Here is a 20,389-nt window from a genome sequence, read left to right on the forward strand (position 1 = left end):
GATCATACTTTGACTGTTTTTCTATTTATCCCATACTCACGCAGCTTGTTGGCAACGGCTGTGTGGCTTAATCCCAAACGTTTAGCCAGTTGCCTTGAGCTCGGATAAGCGGGGTAAAGCTTGCGCAACAAGGTTGCTTCAAATCGCTTCACCGCTTGGTCTAACGTCCCTTCAAAATCAGACTCCAAATAACCTAAGTCATGGGTAAAGGTCGGTAAGTTTAGATGCTCAGTACGAAGTTCTTTATCATCAAGCAACGAGACCGCACGATAAATGGCGTTTTCTAGCTGCCTCACATTACCAGGCCAAGGGTAATTCTCTAAAAACTCAATACATTCTCTAGCAAGTGTTGGCGCTGGATGACCATTTTGCTGGGCATATTTTTGTACAAAATGCTCAGCCAAAGGCCCGATATCTGCTTTTCTATCTCTCAGCGGAGAAATTTCAAGCGTTAGCACGTTAATGCGATAGTAGAGATCTTCTCTAAATACGCCCTCTTGCACCATTGCTGGTAAATCTTTTTGCGTTGCAGCTATGATGCGAACATTAACCTTAACTTCATTCTCGTCACCGACTTTACGGAATGTACCGTCTTGTAAAAAACGCAGTAACTTAGTCTGTAACTGGGTTGACATTTCACCCACTTCGTCAAGGAATACCGTGCCACCATCAGCCTGTTCTAATACACCACGTTTTGGCGCTGCATTTTCTTCATAGCCTGCATAACCAAACAGCTCAGATTCGGCAACATCATCTGGCAGCGAAGCGCAAGAAAGCGCGATAAACGGCTTTAACGAACGGTTAGACGCATAATGACATGCTCTAGCCAATAGCTCTTTACCCGTACCAGTTTCACCTGTGATCAGAATTGGCGCTTCTAGCTGTGCCATTTTTCTGGCTTCACGCACGACTCTACGCATGGCTGTGCTGTGGTTATGAATCGTCGCAAAACTTTCTTGACCGTAACGACGAAACGCACTGACTTGCTGCCCTAATCGCGACTGCGATTTAATGTTAATCACCGCACCGGCTAATACATCACCTTCGACTCCTTGAGGCACCGAAATTGGCAAAATATCAGCAATAAAATCTTCACCGCCCACTTCTACACGGGTTGTCTGGCCTAACACCTCTTTACCTTCTAACCAGCGGGTAAAGTTAAACCCTTTCAAAAGGTTATTAATGTTGGCACCAATCACTTCCTTTTCAACCATGTTAAGGTCGCGGCAAGCTGCGTCATTGCAATGACGTACCCAGCCTTTAGCGTCAATAGAAATTACACCATCTGGCAACGCACTGAGCAAAGTGTTCAGCTCATTATGTTCACGTTCTGACGGTAAAAACGCTGTGGTACGAACATCTTCAACGCCATCAATTAAGCGTATCTCAGGCATAATCTTCTGAAACTGTTCAAATTCGATGGGTGGAAAGCTCACGTACATTCGACAATTTACTGAATCGACTTCTATACCTTTCAAGTCAACACGGTAACTCACCAAGATATTGAGAATTTCTTGGGCAATACCAATACGGTCAGCGCAATGTATCTCTAGACGCATTTGTTCCTCAAAGCGGGTTTTCACAATTGACGAGATCATACTCTAAGAATAGCTGGCCGCCTAGAAAAACGTAAAGAATATTGAACAGAATTTTAGCTATCTTTGTAAATTCTTGTTCTATACTAATGAAGAGCTGAAAAAAGTTGTTTTTTAAGACGTTTTTCAGCGCTTGTTAAGCTTTTGATTTGGAAACTTACATTCCTGTTCAAAGGATTGCAACGCATAAAGAGTTACAGATACAATACTAAAGAACTGGATAATGTATCTTTTTTGAAAGCAGGCTGGTCACAATGAAAAAAATTTTAAATTTAGTATTACTATTTTCGCTCACGGCCTGCTCAGTCGAGGATCCAAATGAAACGGGTCCTTCACAAATAGATAAGGATGAAGATAAAAGCCAACAAGATAGGGATAACGAGACACCCAATTTAAGCGTGTTGCTGAAAAACACAGAAGCGATGCCCATCGCCAATGCCAGCCTCACGATAAATGCTCTGTCATTTACCTCAAATAGCGATGGTATCTTTGACCTGTCGGCTCTGAAGTACGGCGCTTACGTTGCAGAAATATCTCACCCCGATTATTTACCCCTGGTTTTTACTTTAGCGAATCAAAATAACAATGAACAGCAGCTCACGCTTGAACTAAAAGCTAAGTCGAGCACGCTAAAAACCGTACTTTTTGCGGGTGATACCATGTTTGGGCGTCGTTATTTCAACCCAGCTCTCATTACTATGGGGAATTCATTGCCCAGCACCCCTGACGGACTTATCCAGCCCCAAAGCGCAGGACCTGATGCCCAAGCCCTAGTGCAGTTTATGCATCCTTTATTTAAACATGTCGATTTTGCTTCGGTTAACTTAGAGTCTCCAATCCTAAAAAACCCAACCACGGTCCATCCAAGTAAAGAGTTTGCATTTTTTAGTCTGCCAGAGTCATTAGTTGCCCTCAATGATTTGGGTATTGACTATGTCGCACTTGGCAATAACCACGTTTATGACTATCGAGCACCTGGACTGAACGATACCTTGAAGTACGTCGAGCAAGCAGGACTTAGGCACAGTGGCGCGGGCACAAGCGCGGCAGATGCATTTAAGCCCTATAGTCTAAGCCTTGGTGAAGCAACCATCGACTTTGTGTCTGCGACTTCCATTACAGGCGATCAACATACCGTCACTTATGTGGCATCAGACGCTAAAGGGGGAGCTGCCGATCTAACTGATACCAATGGCATGAAAGAAACAGTGGTGCAAGCCAGTAACAACGGCCGCTTTGTTGTGGCTCAGCTTCACGGCGGTGACGAGTATTCATACGCACCAACGGCGTATATTTCAAACCGCTTTGATTTACTTTCAAAAAATGGCGCTAACTTGATGATTGCGCATCATCCTCACGTTGCGCAAGGATTTGGCTTATACAATGGCGTACCAAGCATACTTGGGCTAGGCAACTTTGTGTTTGAGCAAAATCGTCTTGAAACCTTTTTAGGACTGATAGCGGTGATAGAGTTAGAAACTGCAGGCACACCTAAAATCAGTGCATTAAAAGCCTATCCCGTCTATCTAGAGGACTATGTACCCAAGTTTGTAAGTGGCGACCTTGCCAATGCCCTACTAAAACGTATCGCTGAATTTTCTTCACCCGAAGTTGGTATCTCATTGCGCTCTGGATTTGCAGAAGTCACCTTTGATGAACCTATTCAAGCAAAAGAAATCGATCAAAAAGTCATTACCTTGGAAGCCGGTGAGCACATTGTTGATTTACGCCAATATTCAAACAGTGCTGAGTTCCTTAGCAAACTCACTTCTAGTAATGCTCAAGCAGAGCTTGTGCTTGGTCGCGACTTATTGTTCTTTGGCGATTTTGAGGACTGGGACAGCGATGACGAAAAAGGAGAAGTCTCTCGTTGGTTGATTGAGGCTGACGATATCACGCCCTGTTTAGTCGGCAAATATCGTGGCGTACAAGGACTTTGTCTACAACGAACGCAGTTTAACGAAACACCAACGCGTGTGCCGTTCAAACATACTATTCGTACCATGCCTATTACGCCAGCGCCGAGCACAGCACTGGCCTATCATGAACTCTCGCTTTTTGGTTATGCCAAAGGAGAGAACGCTGGTGAGTTTAAGGCTGATATTCGTATCTTAACATCAGAAGATAGCCTGATCTTTTCTGAGTCAACGGCCCAATTAAAACCTGCGGGTAGTTATGAGTGGCAAACGTTTAGACAAGACATTACCTTACCTGACGATTCCGTTGTGCTTGGCGATGAAGGACTGCCTGCTCGTGGGGTCCAGTTTGGCCTCTCCATGGCACCACCAAGTAGCGGTGAAAGTGCCTTATTCTTAGATGATATTGCGATGATCTCGTGGCAGCGCCCTGTTCAGCTTCAAAGCGGTCAGTGGCAAAGCGCACAAATTCATGGCCTAGAATTTATTAAAATAAAAGTAGCGAAGACGACTGAGCTGACTCTCACTTTTAGCCAGCAATAAGAGAATAAATAAAGCATGTCGGTTTTTAGTCAATTAAACCTTATAAAACGCCAACGTGAGTTTTGGCTATTTATGAGCTTATTCGCTATTTTGTTGATCGCCTCAGCATCGGGCTTATATAAACAGGTAAACCTAATTGGGTTACAGTGGTTTTCTAAGCTCAACACCACGCAAGCAACGCAAGTAGTCGTGATTGAAGCGGAAAACTTACAGCAACAACATCAGCAATTGGCAAAAATACTCTCTGACTATCAACCAAAAGCCGTTGTGTTCTTTGCAAATACCGAACTTTCACCACAACAAAACGACGGCTCGATTTACTATCCATTCAATACACAATCGGTTTGTCTATTGGAAACAGAAAATTGGTATGGCAGTGCAATCAGCCTCGCACCACCAGCAAGCACATGTGACATACTGTGGGATAAAATATTTCCGCAGCATGGTGAATACCTCAACAAAATCATAGACTACTCGCTGCCTTATTATTCACTACCAAAATTCAGCGCACAGAGAGTACTTGATGGTGACCTATTCACAGCACAACTTAGCGAAAAGGTCATCTTAATTGCTCAGCATTCAAAGTTTTCACGCTTGAATAGTAGCGCTTATTTTGGCGCGCAAGAACTTCCACCCGTTTACCTACAAGCATTTATCGCCAACAGCTTTGCATCCGACAGCTTTATTCAGCCTTTAAATAAAGTGACGATAGTTGCACTCATGGTACTAGCATCAATATTTTTCTTAGTGTGGTACCAAAGAAATGCGACAAAGACTAATGTCGTCATTGCGATATTCACCAGCATATTACTTATTATAAGTGGTCTTGCTGCGCATCGTTGGTACTCCGTGTTGTTGCCGCTTGGTGAGTTGTTATCTTTGTTATGGCTAACGCTACTTTGGGTGTTTATCTCACTGAAATGGTCAGAAGAAGAAAACTTAAAATCTCTGATAACCCTGGCCCAGCAACGTATGATGGGTCGATATCTACCACGGCACTTCCTTGAGCATAATGAACCTTGGGATGCGATCATCCAACTGGTTAATCAGCAGCTCAACTTGAAAAGAAGTATCTTTCTCACTCGCTTAGAGGGTGACCACAGAGTAACTGAAATACGTGCAATACACTGTCAACTCAGTGATATTTTAGAGATGCGGCGAGATTACGAACGAGTACCCTATTCAGATGCAATCAAAGCGTTTGGTGCTATCAAAATTACCCGCCCTTTCTTCCAACATCTAGCGGACGATGAGCAGCAGTATATCGTACCCTTGATGTACGCAGGAGATGTTCGGGGTTTTTGGGCGCTAACCGTCACTCCTCAAGACAGCTTTGATGAGCAAGCGTTTGTTAAAAATGTGAATCTCTTTGCGCATCAAATTGGTGAATTATTATTCCACTATAAAGTATTTTCTGCTGAGCAAAAAAACCTCAAAAGTACACTGACTCGGGCGCTGACTTTTTCTCTAAAAGAACCTCTAAGTCATAAAATCAAAAATGCAATTACTGAGATGGATCAAAAGCTCACCTCACTGGAACATGTCTTCAACCAGCTTCACAGTGCCAGTATTTTATATAACTTATTTGGCCAAATTGTACAGGTAAATGAATCTCTTGAAGGCTTTGCTAGAGAACATAAATTGTCTATTTTCGACATGTCCGCTTTGGACTTACTTTGCTGCTGCACCGAGATGGATAGTGAGCAAGCTAAAGGAAAGCTGCGCTATTTAACCCTAAAACGTGGCAAAATCGTATTACCCATCTATTTAGATAATCGAACTTATTTACTAAGCATTCGCGCCTTACTCAAACAATCAACCAGCCTTAACGCCAGCACACCATTTGAAACCAGTGGAGTGTTATTTGAATTTATTGACCTTGGCGAGCAGTTATCTCAGCTAGATGATAAAGAAGCCTTTTTAACACACTTGTCAGAACAACTTGCGGTTAACGAGCAACTTTTGCCTGAAGAGTGGGATGAGAAATAGATGGACTGGACGCTGATGCTATTCCCAAGTGCGGGCGGACTTGGGCAGTCTGTTATCACGTGTGTTTGGATAGGCATCGCGGTTGTCGCATTTTTCAACCTTAGGTTTGGCTTCCCGTTAACTGGTTTAGTGGTTCCAGGTTACCTAGTCCCTTTGTTTATCGTGAGCCCAACATCGGCTTGGGTGATCATTGTTGAGGCCATTGTCGTTTATGGATTAATGCGCTTTTTTGCCAAAACACTTGTGGAGCGACTGGGCTATGCAGAAATGTTTGGCCGTGACCGATTTTTTGCCATCGTTTTGTTAAGCATTATTGTTCGAGTTACCATGGATGTGCTGTTTTGGCCGCTGGTCGCCGCGTACTTAACACTATGGGATATCACCTTTGATTACGCCGCACAGCTGTATAGCCTAGGGCTGATTATCATCGCGTTGACCGCCAATGTAATGTGGAATGGCGGCTTTAAATATGGCATAAAAGTCACTGCTATTCAGTTGATTGTTACCTATATTATCATTCGTTTTGGATTGATGACGTTCACCAACTTTAGCATTGCCAATCTTGCCGTCATGTACGAAGCTGTTGCAGCCTCCATTATTGCAGCCCCTAAAGCTTATATTATCTTGGTGATCACCGCTTTTATCGCATCAAGGGCTAATTTAAAATACGGCTGGGAATTTAATGGCATTATGCTGCCAGCGTTGCTAGCTCTGCAACTGATGCAACCCACCAAGCTGCTCACATCATTCGTAGAAACAGCGATTATTTTAGTCTTTGGATATGTAGTCTTAAACTTTACTCGTTTAAAACACGCCAATATCGAAGGCGCGCGACTCATGCTGCTGTTTTTTAATATTGGCTTTGTCTACAAACTGATTTTAAACTACGTCGTCGTCGGTTACTTCCCAACCTTAAAAGTGACCGATACCTTTGCTTTTGGCTACATGCTATCGACCTTACTTGCCCTTAAAATTTACCAAAAAAATGCGCTAGGCCTTGTGATCCGTGCAACTTTTCAAACTTCAATTGTTGGTGGCTTTATCGCCATCTGTATTGGTTTTGCAATTATGGTTATTCCAAGCCTATTCGTACAAACTAATACATTAGCGATAAATGAAACAGCCAGCGATTTCACACTCAGCCAAGAGATCAGTAATTACAAGAGCCAGCTGTATACTCAAAATGCGGCTAACGTTAATGTCAGCCAATATGTGACCGAGCAGCAACGTAGCCACTTTAAACAAGCAATTAGGTTGCTTAAGCAGGACAATGAGTCACACTATGCCGAGGCCGCCACCTTACTGCGTCAAGCCGACTTTTCTTTGCAACGTACGACACAATTTTTAGTCATAAAAGACAATCAACAAGATCACAAGCGCGGTCTGTTTATCATTAATTTAGCTGCTCAAAAAGCCCATATCATCAGCGTCCCCTACCCCACTGCAGAGCGGCTTGCCAGCGAAGCTGGTGGGATATTGTTTTCCTATTGGCAAAGCCAAGCAATGGCGTTTGGCAATGCACGACCTAACCAAAGTGGCGATAAGAACGGTAAACAAAGTGAGTTCTATAGTGACTTTTTTATGGCGATGGATATTCCAGAGGTCGTCCAACTCAGAGAAATTAATCGGCAAGTAAGCCAGGTGTTGCACCAACACAGTTTAAAAGAAGACGCACAGATGTGGATATTTAACAGTGTGCCAAGCTCAGTGCAACAATCTGAACTTGCTACCTTGTTTAACATCAACGATGCGCACTTTGGTCTCGCGTCAAATGCACCTTTACCTTACAGCCAATTCCATGGCCAGATGATTGAGGCGTATTTAAGCTCGGATAGCTATTCGTCGTTGCTAAGTGCATATGGCCTGCAACGCATCGACAAAGACATAGATAAGATAAGCACAAGTGATGAGAGCATACAGGCACTTATTGAAGCATTTTCAAGTCACATTAGCGCCAAAGGCAGCGGTGCATTTAGCGCACTGAGCGATACCAGTGCTGCACTGTGGGAATATGAAGTGTTAAGGCCGCTATTTGCCATCACCCAAAACCTTGAGATAGTGACAACGCCGGAAACGCTTGAGGTAAGATTGAGCCAGATAAATCGCGTAGCAAACCTATTACAGTATCAATTAACTTTAGTTGAAAATAACCAAGGGCAATTCGTTGTACTTTCTCCTTTAGATACCAAATCTGCCTATGATTTGGGTCAAGGGGTGTACTTTATTGCCTTGCTGGCTAAACCATCCCTCACCATTGCGGTGCCTAGACCACTCTTTGAAAGTAACACCTTGGAGTTTTCTGGGCAGTTGTTTACGGCCACCCATGCAAAGTTACTGGCAATCGCTGGTGCTCATCCGTATACCAGCATAGATGCAAATGTAATGGCAGCCGACAACGTGCGGTCATTATTTAACGTGGTGTATCAAAGTGCACAGCGCTACTTTTATGACAACCCCTTACTTAATTTACAGATCCGCAGTCATAGCGCGCCTGCAAGCATCAGACCTTCAGCGCTTGCGTACCAATTTACAACGCCTAACCCTATTCATAATGACACCATTGCTACACTACAAAGGGTGCTAGCTGATCTTGGAGTTAATACTCAAACCGTATTAGGACAACAAGCAACAAGAGGCTTAGAGCTTGGTACTACGCCGCAGTCTGGATATCAGCTGTTCGCACCAAAGAGTGAGTTAGCAGCACTGTGGTTGGCATCGGATTTTAAATCGCACTTTGCCATTACCAACGATGCTTTATTGCAACGACTTTTAGCCGTTGCACACACACCTAAACTCAAAATAATCGACTTGCTTACCCTCTCTCCAAATGATTGGCATGAGGCCAGTGCACAATTTATTGACGCACTTAATGTGGCCACTCGGCGTTATGCCACTACCCAACATTTACCGGTGCTCCAAGCATTTTGTCAATTTGAAAGCCAATGTAAAATAAGCGCCTTCAGCACGCATAGAAATGGTGAGCTGGGATTAATGTTTACCCGAGATAACGCACTGCTCGCGCTATACTTACCAAGAAGAAATCGCGTTATTGATTTAGCTACTTATGCAAAAGCGGTTCATGAGGGGCGTTATGTACTGGATTAAGCAGATATTACGATTTGCTATTTTTACAGCTTTGCTGCTGCTTTTTGTTTGGTTCGCCGTCACTTTATTTGTGTGGGTAAAATCAGCGGAGCCTTCAAATACCTCGACCTTGTTTAATATTCGCTCAAATGTTCATTGGCTAAAAACCGACAGTACACTGAAGTTTTCCTTTTCTCCGTCTCGGACCATGTCTGTTCGGGTGTTGTCCAATGGGATATTCGAATCTCAGCCGTTGGATGATCAGCCTGTCAACTATGCTATTGAATATCAGTTACTTGATGCAAAAGGAGTCATTATTTATCGCGGTACTTATCACCATGCAGCTAAAGCTGCCTCGAACGACTTTCAGCAACAGGTAAAACAAATCATTGAAAACCGTGAAGCGTTGGCGGTGGCATCTGGGCAATCCTTTTATTTAAATCGTGAAGAGTTACAACAAGCTACGACTATCACGCTAAAGCTGATACCAGAAAATGCTCAGCTTAAAGGCGTGGTGGTACGCGTCCATGCCCAAACTAGTAACAGTATTACTGACCCCGCCAAAGCATGGCTAAAAAGGCCAACCGAGTGGCGTGAACGCATGACGAATTACCACACTATAGGTGAAAACGCCTTAACCAACGAAGAAAGATACAACTCGGTCATGTTAGATTGGCAAAAGCTAGCGCCACAGGGCGTGCCTAACATCGACTTTCGTGCTGACTTGTTATACGAGTCACTCCCCTATAATGTGCTTAATCATGATTTTTCGACCCAGCTAGACTTAGATAGCTTGTATATTTCTGAGCAACTGAACGCCAGTTTTCGTGTCTATGAAAACACGGAATACTTGCTAAGCTACCCCGAAAAAGCAAATCTCACACTTGTTTGGCATGATTTACGCCAACTCGACGCGCCAAAGCGACTAACGCCTGAGAAACTATCCAATACCCAGGCTAAACTAAGCAACTTACCTGCAGGCCTTGTTTCCATTAGCGCAAGCGCCCCCACCAGTATTCGGGTATTTAGCAATGGTGTCGACCCAATAGTCCCGCTGCATAGTTATTATTATATGCTCAACGCGCAAACGCCGGTTTACTATCAAGTCTCTCCTAAAAGCGATATCGCTTTAGAGTGGCGCGCCCCCATCGGCAGCACTCTCTCTGTGAGCCTCTATAGCAACAATGAGCGGATCAAGGACTATGTTTTTACCGCAACGGCGGAGCAAGCTTTGTACGATAGACTGATAACTGAAACCACTGAGCGACAAACCTTACCAACCGCAGAGAAGCGTTATTTGGCAATACCAGATAACGTTAATCAAATCAAAATTGAAGCCGAAGACGCGATGGTGAAGCTGCAAGCCCGCAGCCCAACATTTAATTACCTGAGCCATCGTTGCTACCCAGTGTGTGACCCTGAAAGTCCAATTTATCAGGGGGTTGACGCATGGTTCAGCCAAAAGGCCGACAATCACTATCTCTTTCATACACAAAAGCAGATAGCATCGGTGCGCTTATTTGAAGCGCCTCCAGAAGTACCTAACTTGCTCCCTCAATACCGCTCCAAAGACTTGGATCAGCTTTTAGCTGTATCAGATATCGCGTTGGTGCCCATTGAACAAGCTTACTTTGATAACTCAGTACCGCAAATGAAGTTTGAATATCGTCAGGTAGCTAAATCTACACTCTTTAAGCTCGGTGAAGCCACAAACTACCCAAGCAGTGTGATTGTAAAGCAAAAGCGTAAACCAACGCTATTTGAAGTTCCGCTAAACAGCTTACAAATAGAGGAGTTAGCTAATACCCAAGCACTTTTCATCAACCAAGGGTTCCCAAGAACCGTGCGGAAGATCCGCCTGTACAAAGTGGCGAAAGCAACGCCACTCACAGTTGCTGTTAGTGAGAATAACTTACAACCTAACGCTTTGGTCGTCAAAGTGTTTAGTGCCGACCTTCTAGATGAAATTACGGTAGCAACTGCTCTGGATAGCACTAAGGTAATCACCCCAAGCGATGAATACACCATTTTAGCTAAACATTTTGTACTACATCTAAACCCAGCACAAACGAGGATGTTTTTTAACCCTAATCACGCAGAGCTGTACGAGTACCCAAGTATTACTTTGCCACTGTTTCAAGACTTAACATCGCCTAAGACCATGACGCTTAGCTTTTCACATGATGTTTGGATAAGTGTACTAGAGGAACATGAACAGCCTGATGCAACATTAAACTGGTGGCAAGATGAGACACCTTAGTCGCTATGCACTTTACATTACATTGTGCCTGTCATTGAATGTTAACGCTGCGATTCCCGACAGCAGCAAAATGGCGCAATGGTTTAACCAACCTGTAGAGCTCGATGGCTGGCAATTAGTGCACCAAGCAGAGCAGTTTACATTGACGCCAAAGTCTCAAAGTGAAGCGCATGGCGAAGTCACGTATGCGCCAAAGCATCGGCCTTGCGTGGTGTCTGTTCCACACCGCTTTCATGATAAACATACGCTGACCATTGGTGAGCACATTTTCCAGCACAGTTGCCAAGTGTTACTGAACAACACAAAACACAGATACGATAACAATGACACAACACAAAGCGCTGATTACGCCAAGCAACCTCACAATATTCACGCTTCAGCTATCGTAGCTTTTACATCTTTACACCCAACAGCAAAAGTGTTCCAAATACATGGGTTTAGTCAGAAAAAGCGAAAAACCGACGGCGGTAAACTAAGCGAAATAATTTTGAGCCAAGGCAAAACGAACGACGACACACTATGGAAATTGAAGTCTTGTCTTGTTAAGCAAGGTTATCGGGCGCTGATTTACCCTCAAGAAGTGCAAGAACTTGGCGGGACGCAAAATATCATGCATCAGCTTGCGCTTCCTGAATATAGCTTTATCCATATTGAGCTAAGCTATCAAACAAGAAAGCAATTAATTAATAACAATCAACAACTAGAGCAGTTTACTCAATGCGTGCAATCACTTTTATAATGACACTACTGCTGTTTGCAACGATATCCCGAGCCAATGAGGTAGGGATACAAACGGCTGCCCAATGGGTTGATCTGTCACGTATGCAATTTACCCAAGCCAATGCTAACAAACACTTTACACCGCAGCAAAAAGCGTGGCTGTTTTTGCCAAGTCACGCGTGGTTAGTAACGACACCAAGTGCCCTCGATAAATTCGAATTTTTTGCAGGGGAAACCCCGGAACTACAACGTGCCATTCCAACGTCCGATTGGTTATGTATTCAATCCCGCTGCCAACTGAGTGCAACAGCCCAAAACCGCTTAATTGAGGTTGCTTACAATGGTGATGCTCCTCAATCTCTCGCGCTTTGGCAAGGCAGCATGCACAGCCACAGAGATCCGTATCGAAGAGCACTCAGACTGCCAGGGCTTGACGACCAAATACTGCAATTAGCGCAAGATACAGAGCGCTGGTTTCACCTACAACCTACACAAGTGACAAGCGTGTTCTTTGAGCACGCTAAAAAGCTCAAACTAGAAGTTCGAAAAGATCTGCACGCGATTGCGCAAAATGGCACCGTCACGATTAAAGTTAATGGTGAGGTTATCAGCACCATTGCAATATCAGATATCCAAGCGGACGAGTATCTTGAGCCTAAAGTCGGCTTGTCTAACCAAGATTATATTGCTGTCCCGCAAGGTAGTTATCTCACTATCACAACATCGGTGCCTACCTACCTTAACTTACTACAAATGCACCGTGGTATTTACGACGACAATGCAGGAATAAAGCAGCAAGAGTCGTTATTTAATCCATATTGGAATAAACAGCTGAACGAGCAGCTTAGCGCCCTATACATGAATGGTGATACTTCGTCACTCGTTTTTAACGTTGAAGACACAGCAATGCCTGTTAAGCGTAAGCAAATGCTTAACGATATTGCCTCTACGGTGTATTTTTTAACGCCAAGCTCTCCCCAATCGCTCACTCATCATGTTGCCCTAAGCGGAGTGACGCTGGGCAGCCGCACGGCCTCTGGTCAAGTGCTGCTCACCTCAAGCGCGCAGCGAGTGAATTACATAACGTCATCTCAGCCGCTTAATTATAACCTTGAGAACATACCAAGAATTGATAACGCGATTACTCTATATGTTCGAGCAAAAACGCAAGAGCGCTTAACCATCACCAGCGAACATGATCAACACTCGCTGCTTGTTACACCTAGCAGCCACTTTCAAAGGCTTACCCTAAAGGTAAACCCAGCATCGGCAATTATAACGATAGAAGGTGCTAAGCAAGCGCTTGATATCGCTGCTGCAGTAAACCGCTTACAACCATTTCCCGACTTCTTACCTATGACGCAGGAAGCGTTATCCAGAGGGTCACTTATCCGAGACCTGCTGGCAAGAAGCAAACAAAATAGAGCAGATACTTATAATTTATCTCTCAGCGGGTTGAACGCACCAGAGCTAAGTGTTAGGTCAGACAGCCATAGCCTGTTTACTGCCACCAAAGTACTTGCAGAATTGCAAATCGTAGCAAAGACTAAACCACTCATTGCACTTGCAAAACTGAAGCCGTATCTGAGCAGTCATAGTGAGCAAGTTATGCTAATGGCTTGGCAACTTAATATTGCTATTTTGACTCAGCTAGAACGCACTGGAAACGCTGAGGTACTACTAAAATCACTACTTAAAAGCACCGCTCAGTCTTTAAGAGAATACGCTGCCAATGAGCTACTCACGAGATACTTAGTACTGAGCGAAAATGTTCAAGCTAGCCTATTGTGCGCCGCCTACGGAGCGGATATTACACAATATCAATGCGATGATATCCTGTTGACATATCTGCTTGACTCAGAAATTGTGCAAGAGGCGCTGTGGACCAGTCAGCAAATGATGTTAACACCTGAACAAGCCGAGCAAGTGGCTGTAATTCAAACAAATGAACTGACCCAACCACAATACAGCCTTAGTCACTATGGCCTACAAGCCGTGGAGTCACTGGATAATCAAACTGAGCTATACCCGCTAAGTTCAGATAAACCAATCAGACTGGTTGCTAAAACGCCTTTGACGGTCAAGCTAAGTGCACGTGCTGCTTACCAAGGGCAACAATACAAAAATACCCAATGGTTACTGTATGAACATGACGCCAAAACCCGGCTTTTACCCATATTTAGTGATATTGCAGCAAATTTACAATTGCAGCCACAAGCCACTCGGTTATCTATTGCATCACAGCAATATATCCAGTTAGCAGCGAATGAAAGCCTCACCCTTTTCAGCGAAAACGATTTGTTTGTGGATATCAAAGTGCAACCAGAAGCTTCGAACATTCTCGCAAATGCAGAGCGGTCTGCACACCTGGTTAGTGGCGCTGATTTACTTCTAGCTAATGAGCTCAGCGCTAGAGAAATTGCCGTAAATACTTTATATCAACTAAGTCAGCAATCACTAACAAACGAAGACTACAATAGAGTCCTTCAACGTCTTCACCCAAGCCTATCGGGTGACGCCGTTTTAACCGATTTATATGCCCGCTTGATGCGCTACGGTCAATGGCTTGCTGCGGAACAATACACAAGTTATGTGGGCACACAAAAGGTAAAAGTTGATACGCTTGCGGCGCAAAGCGTTGGTGACCAGATCACCGCACACCTCACAGAAAATCAGCCGTCAGGCCTGCCACTCAGAGCAAACGAAATACTGACTATTGATTTTTCTGAGTATCAACAAGTTCAAGTAAGAGTAAAGTTTGCTTACTCTTCCGCCAAGCAAATCGTGGCACCGCCTGCTAATGTAGAGCTGGTGGGGCCAAGTCAAGGTGATGTGATCTCGCTGCAGCCAACCCAACCGCTCTATTACGGCATTAAACAAGTTGAGACGCGACAAGGACTATTGCAATTGCGTTGGCTCAACCCTTTATCGGGGCAAAGCGTTAGCGTACGTCCGCAATACTTTGGCCAAGGTCAATGGCATGATATCCCCTTGGATACGAGGCAGATTTTTTATCGCTCTGATGAAACAACCCCAATCACGGCGAAATTAATTCGAGATAGCCTGATAAAAATTGAAACCTTTGCCGATGGTATTAGAAATGAAGCCACCTATTTTCACCCGGCAGGACAAGTCTCACTAACCGGCCAACAACAGCAAACGTTAGCACGCATGTCTATCTGGGCGTTAAGTCCAACATTGCATCGCGTTAACCTAGTACCTGAAGTGCCAATGTTCTTAAAAGCAAAACAACGGTTAACACCAACAAGTGCTGAACCCGTATTTCAGCAAGCTCGCATTGAAACTGATGAAAGTCGCACTGGCATTGAAGGCTTTTTGAATATTGATAGCGACAACATTGTACAAGCAACAGATCCTAACTCTAGCCGTACCACACTCGACTTAGGCTTGTCATTGAGAGTGAAGGATGAGAATAACTGGTACCGCATCGATACCTTCTACACGATGGATAATCATTACCAAGACACCTTCTCTATCAATGGTCAATACGATTGGCTCTCACAGCAGTCGAACTGGTTTGCAGAAGCTAGGGTACGTAATCGTTGGCAGGATGCAACGGCAATCAGTGAAACCCATTTAAGCTCTAGTATGTCGGTAAAGTTTGGCCAAATTCACCGTTATAACAGCGGTTTTAGAAGCATTTGGTGGTGGCAGCCGTTTTACACTTACACCAGTATCAGCAAGGAAGAGTTTATTGCAGACGAGCAAGTTGGCCCTGATATGTATACATTTTACCGTAATAATCACAAGCATGGCTGGCAAGCGCATGCTGGGCTGCGCTATCAGCCTTGGGTTGATAGTTACTTCAGCTCTGGGGTTACACTGACGTCAAATCAAGATTGGCAAACGCTTGACAATGCACTGTTTTCATTTGATTGGTATCAATTTTATCAAGGCCATATTTTCCATGCTGGATTAACATCAAGCTATGTATTTGCCGATCAGAACCGCCCCAATCCAACATGGCAATACTTAACTCAATTGGGTTGGCAAACGGGTTTTGACTTTAGTCACGACACCGCTGGTTGGTTAGGCGTAACTTGGACTCAAGACTGGTTTAACAATACCCATCAAGTTGGGCTACAGGTACGTTTAGGCAATTTACAGCAAACCGCTTTTGCCCCCTATGCTCACGACGAAATTATTTTTGAATCGTTACAGCTAAGTCACTTATTAGAGCAAGATTTACATGAGCGCTAAAGCCTTAAAGAGTCAATTAGAAGCCCTATTTTTTGCCGAAACTGAAAAGTTTTGGCTAAATTTGTATCAACATAAATACAGTGCATTGATCGACGAATTGTGCGCATGGGAACTCATTTACAACCGCCCTGAAAACGAGGATAAAACCGACTGGCTGGTACTTCAATCTATCGCCTTTTTGCGGCATAAAATTGAGACCCTACATGAGCAAATCTTGCTGCTTGAGGTCTCCCACACCGGATTTGTACAGCGCATTGCTAAGTCTGAATTTGCCAGCGAAAAAGAGCTTCATATTATCGCCTATGCTCAAGAACTTGGCACCACTAAAGCCGCATTAGAACAAGATAAGAAAGCATTTTCACGATGGTTTGACGAAGGCGCTGTCGTTGCTCGATATCAACATCAAGTTGCCGCTATTGAACAACAGGTTAAGTTTTTAATCGCCAAACTTGGGGTGCTAACGAATCGATATTTGCGTACTCACCACGATACCCTAGAAAATGCCTGGCAACGCTTGGATTTACAGCCATTTTGCTTAAATTTACTTGCCCATAGCCAAAATCAACATATTCGTCATGGCTTGATCCGTGCATTGGTTAATATGGTCGCAACCTTAAACAACTATGAAGTCGACTCGGAGTTAGACGCCGAGCTTATCGCCAAACTTATTGAGCTGCTTGAGTCTGACAATATGCCCTATCAGGCGACCGTCGATATTTTAGAGATCTTAATACATCAACGTCCCACCTTTATTCGTGCCTATATGTGGGCCTTGCTTGAGGAAGCGAACGACATTGAAAATAGTCAGCAAGTTGATGCCGAAGTACTCTATATTCTGAGTATCTTTCCTAAAATTATTGTCAGCCAGCCAAAGCTTACGGAAAAAGATCTCAATATGCTTTGTGCGCTCAGCGAGCATACCTTACCTAGAGTGCGTCAAGTTACGTTAGAGTTTATCGAGTTTTATCCCACACCGTTTGCACAAGAGTTAATCGCCAAACGGTTTGAGCAAGAGAGTGAAAATGCCGTGCGCTTCACCTTGATAAAACAGCTATCCGCCGACCGCTTTTGTCAGCACGATTTTGCATTTTTACTGTGGCAACGCGTACTAACCGGCGACTTTAGTATGCAGCTCAAACGCTTAGCGCTTGAGCAAAGCGCGCGCATCATGCTGAATATGCAACTTGAATCACATCAAGTCGAACTCTGCTTCAAACGGTTTATTGATACCTTAAATGACTGTTTATCTAGGGAAACAAGCATCGCCGTTTGCCGTTATATCACCAGAGCCAGAGAGCAGCTAGGTAGCTTCTATCATCAAGCCATCATCGCGCAGCTCAATGCTTCTCTTGAAGCCAACGAACAAAGTGACGCACTGGCTACTTGGTCTCGTGATGAACTAGGCCGCTCGCTTTCTTATATTGCACAGCGCGGTCAAAGTCTTAATGCCTCAAAAACAAAAGCTGGCTGGCGTATCCAACAAGGCTATCATCAAGCAAGAAGATTATGGCGAGTAATACACGAAATAAGGCAACCAAGTACCGATAAACGTCAAAGCTACTCTCATACCAAAGCGAAAAAGCCTAGCGTATCGATCCACGTTCCTAGCTGCACTACCGCGGAAATTAGCGAAACAAAAGTGCCGGGAGAGTTACTCTTTAATATCGCCGAACAAACGAGTCGGCCACATCTACCGTTACTCGACTTTTTGCTAAGTGTACTGACCAATGACCATAGCAAAGAAGACGCCAAAACCTATACGCCGGATGGTATTTTAGCCGTCACTCCGCCATCTACTTTGTGGCGACGTCTTAAGGCGTACTGGGCCATAACATGGCAGTTTGCAGAGCTAGACCGCTTACGAAAAGGCAATGAGTTTGAGCAAGGTAAATATCTAGACACGCTTAACGCGCTTGGATTTTCGCTGCACTTTTGTGCCTATGGCGACATTGCAAAAACATCATTCCCTGTCGCGAAAGACATTCAACAACTTTATACTCGCACTGGTGTTACCTCAGCGCTACTCACCATTTGGAGCAGCTTTAAAGAATACGTCGATGCCATTTATCAAAATAGTATTTCGCAGCTAGTTTTCTTTGTGCTTGCATTTATTAGCTACTTTTGGACTCGACATATTTATGTCAGTAAAAGAATAAAGCAGAATCGCAAACACATTCCGGTGTCCATTGGCGGCTGGGGAACACGAGGAAAATCAGGAACCGAGAGGCTTAAATCTGCTTTATTTAGTAGCTTGGCATTGAGAGTCGTAAGCAAAACCACAGGCTGTGAAGCGATGCTTATCTATTCAAAAATTTCTGGTGAGCAATATGAGATCCCGCTATTTCGGCCTTTCGACAAAGCAAGTATTTGGGAGCAAGCTGATGTGCTACATTTTGCAAAACAGGTAAAAGCGGACGTTTTCCTATGGGAATGTATGGGCCTGACTCCTAGATATGTAAAAATTCTAGTTCGCTGGATGAAAGATAATTTTGCTACCATTACTAATGCCTATCCAGATCATGAAGATATTTTGGGCCCAACAGGCTTGGATGTGGCAAAAGAAATGTCTGCCTTTTTGGGCTACAACACCCAAGTATTCACTGCTGAGCAGAATATGGCCTCCGTGCTCAACTTGGCGGCGGAGCAAAAAAACACGTCGCTCATTCAAGTTCATTGGGGCGATGGGTATCAAATAACGCCTGACATTCTCGCAAAATACCCCTATGTTGAACATCAGGATAACATCGCCTTAGTCTGTAAGATGGCGCAATATATTGGCATCAATAAAGACTATGTGTTCAAAGAAACGGCTTCTAGAGTAATTCCCGATGTTGGCGTGCTCCAGCAATTTACGACCGCAAAGATTGGTGCAATCAGTCAAAGCTTTATCAATAGCATGTCAGCCAACGAACGCCTTGCAACGATAGAAAACTGGAAACGCCTAAACATCATCGAACAGGGAAAGCAGGGGCAAATTGTTGCACTGATTAATAATCGCAACGACCGTGTCGCGCGCTCGCAAGTATTTGCGAACATTCTGGCCAATGATCTGCATTTTGATGCCGTTGTGGTGATAGGCACCAATATCGGTGGCTTTTTTAAATACTTTATGGTTGCACTAGAAAACCTCTTACACAGTACTTTCAGCAATAACGACCACAATGCACTGCACAATTTACTTGCGCGCTTTAGGCTCACTTTATCGCGAGATGCGCTTATCGCATCATTAAATACTACGGCAACCAAGCTGCCTGAGTCTGCGTTTTCAAGCTTCGACTCGCTGCAGTCGCAACTTAATAACGAAGACGACGCACACCGGCTCACACTAAAGCGTTTTGAAGCCTGGACGATTGCTCAGTCGCTTTTGGAAGTTGAAGACCTAAGTACCAGGCTTTCGCAAACAGCAGCGCTTGCAGAACAACTTGCCACACTCAAATGTACGTTAGTGCATGATAGCGACATCAAGCCTGATGCCTTAACCCAAGTCATTGCAAGACAAGCACTACCAAATGAACATCAAATTATCGTCGGCATGCAAAATATCAAAGGAGCGGGATTAGGCTATGTTTACATGTGGCAAAAGTGGCAACTGTTTAATCAGCATTGCGAGCGTCTGAGCCGCCGCAGCGTGACACAAACTGAGTTTAGAAATGGCTTAAGTAGAATTTTACAACAAGAGGAACTCAGCGCGATTGAATGCCAATACTTAGCTGACAAGCTCGACTTGTTCGAAGCGTTGCCCAATGCCCAAAGCGAATTTAGTCAAGCTGAATTAACGCAAATAAAGCGCAAACTAGAGCAACAAACGCAACGCTTAGAAAGTAAAGATAATACCCGAGCTCGCTCGCCGCTAACACGCTTTTTGAATAAATTGGTCGAGTCATTTTTAGATGCCGGCGCGGCGGTAAAAAGAAAGAAAATAGCAGTTCAGGTATACAAAGATATCGCCGACTTTAGGATCACAATAGAAAAGGCAACCCTTATTTTAAGTGAATTAAATCGTTCGCAAAAACCGGGATGGTTGAAGTTACAAAATGGTAAGCGCCGCAAAAAATAGCTCG

Annotated in this window: 8 protein-coding genes; 7 read left to right on the forward strand and 1 reads right to left on the reverse strand. The window is 44.1% G+C overall.

Going from position 1 to position 20,389, the window contains the following annotated elements:
• Positions 1–2: 2 nt before the first annotated feature.
• Complete coding sequence (tyrR, locus tag CKO50_RS05355; RefSeq protein WP_095727391.1) at positions 3–1,559, reverse strand: transcriptional regulator TyrR; 1,557 nt, start codon at positions 1,557–1,559, stop codon at positions 3–5.
• A gap of 290 nt (positions 1,560–1,849) precedes the next feature.
• Here tyrR and CKO50_RS05360 point away from each other — a divergent pair, with 290 nt between their 5' ends.
• Genes CKO50_RS05360 through CKO50_RS05390 form a run of 7 tightly spaced genes read left to right on the forward strand, consistent with a single transcriptional unit; the run spans position 1,850 to position 20,385 of the window.
• Complete coding sequence (locus tag CKO50_RS05360) at positions 1,850–4,054, forward strand: CapA family protein (protein WP_255229437.1); 2,205 nt, start codon at positions 1,850–1,852, stop codon at positions 4,052–4,054.
• Positions 4,055–4,069: 15 nt separating this feature from the next.
• The gene (locus CKO50_RS05365; protein ID WP_095727323.1) at positions 4,070–6,043 is read left to right on the forward strand and encodes a hypothetical protein; all 1,974 of its coding nucleotides are present in this window, start codon (positions 4,070–4,072) and stop codon (positions 6,041–6,043) included.
• Positions 6,044–9,148 carry a poly-gamma-glutamate biosynthesis protein PgsC/CapC gene (locus CKO50_RS05370; RefSeq protein WP_095727324.1) on the forward strand — a complete coding sequence of 1,035 codons (3,105 nt, stop codon included), beginning with the start codon at positions 6,044–6,046 and terminating at the stop codon, positions 9,146–9,148.
• A complete protein-coding gene (locus tag CKO50_RS05375; RefSeq protein WP_095727325.1) occupies positions 9,135–11,387 on the forward strand; it encodes a hypothetical protein in 2,253 nt (750 codons plus the stop codon). The genes CKO50_RS05370 and CKO50_RS05375 overlap by 14 nt, the downstream gene beginning before the upstream one ends.
• Positions 11,374–12,126 (forward strand): hypothetical protein, encoded by a 753-nt coding sequence (locus tag CKO50_RS05380; protein ID WP_095727326.1) that lies wholly within the window; start codon positions 11,374–11,376, stop codon positions 12,124–12,126. Before CKO50_RS05375 ends, CKO50_RS05380 begins: the two co-directional genes overlap by 14 nt.
• Positions 12,105–16,328 (forward strand): TonB-dependent receptor, encoded by a 4,224-nt coding sequence (locus CKO50_RS05385; protein WP_095727327.1) that lies wholly within the window; start codon positions 12,105–12,107, stop codon positions 16,326–16,328. Before CKO50_RS05380 ends, CKO50_RS05385 begins: the two co-directional genes overlap by 22 nt.
• On the forward strand, positions 16,318–20,385 hold the full coding sequence (locus CKO50_RS05390; RefSeq protein WP_095727328.1) for a poly-gamma-glutamate synthase PgsB: 4,068 nt from the start codon (positions 16,318–16,320) through the stop codon (positions 20,383–20,385). Before CKO50_RS05385 ends, CKO50_RS05390 begins: the two co-directional genes overlap by 11 nt.
• The last annotated feature ends 4 nt before the right edge of the window (positions 20,386–20,389 follow it).

It is taken from the genome of Pseudoalteromonas sp. HM-SA03 (assembly GCF_002289345.1).
Lineage (GTDB): Bacteria > Pseudomonadota > Gammaproteobacteria > Enterobacterales > Alteromonadaceae > Pseudoalteromonas.

Coding starts and splice junctions, on each gene's coding strand:
- tyrR (WP_095727391.1), bottom strand. CDS start 1,559: ATGCGTCTAGAGATACATTGCGCTGACCGTATTGGTATTGCCCAAGAA.
- CKO50_RS05360 (WP_255229437.1), top strand. CDS start 1,850: ATGAAAAAAATTTTAAATTTAGTATTACTATTTTCGCTCACGGCCTGC.
- CKO50_RS05365 (WP_095727323.1), top strand. CDS start 4,070: ATGTCGGTTTTTAGTCAATTAAACCTTATAAAACGCCAACGTGAGTTT.
- CKO50_RS05370 (WP_095727324.1), top strand. CDS start 6,044: ATGGACTGGACGCTGATGCTATTCCCAAGTGCGGGCGGACTTGGGCAG.
- CKO50_RS05375 (WP_095727325.1), top strand. CDS start 9,135: ATGTACTGGATTAAGCAGATATTACGATTTGCTATTTTTACAGCTTTG.
- CKO50_RS05380 (WP_095727326.1), top strand. CDS start 11,374: ATGAGACACCTTAGTCGCTATGCACTTTACATTACATTGTGCCTGTCA.
- CKO50_RS05385 (WP_095727327.1), top strand. CDS start 12,105: ATGCGTGCAATCACTTTTATAATGACACTACTGCTGTTTGCAACGATA.
- CKO50_RS05390 (WP_095727328.1), top strand. CDS start 16,318: ATGAGCGCTAAAGCCTTAAAGAGTCAATTAGAAGCCCTATTTTTTGCC.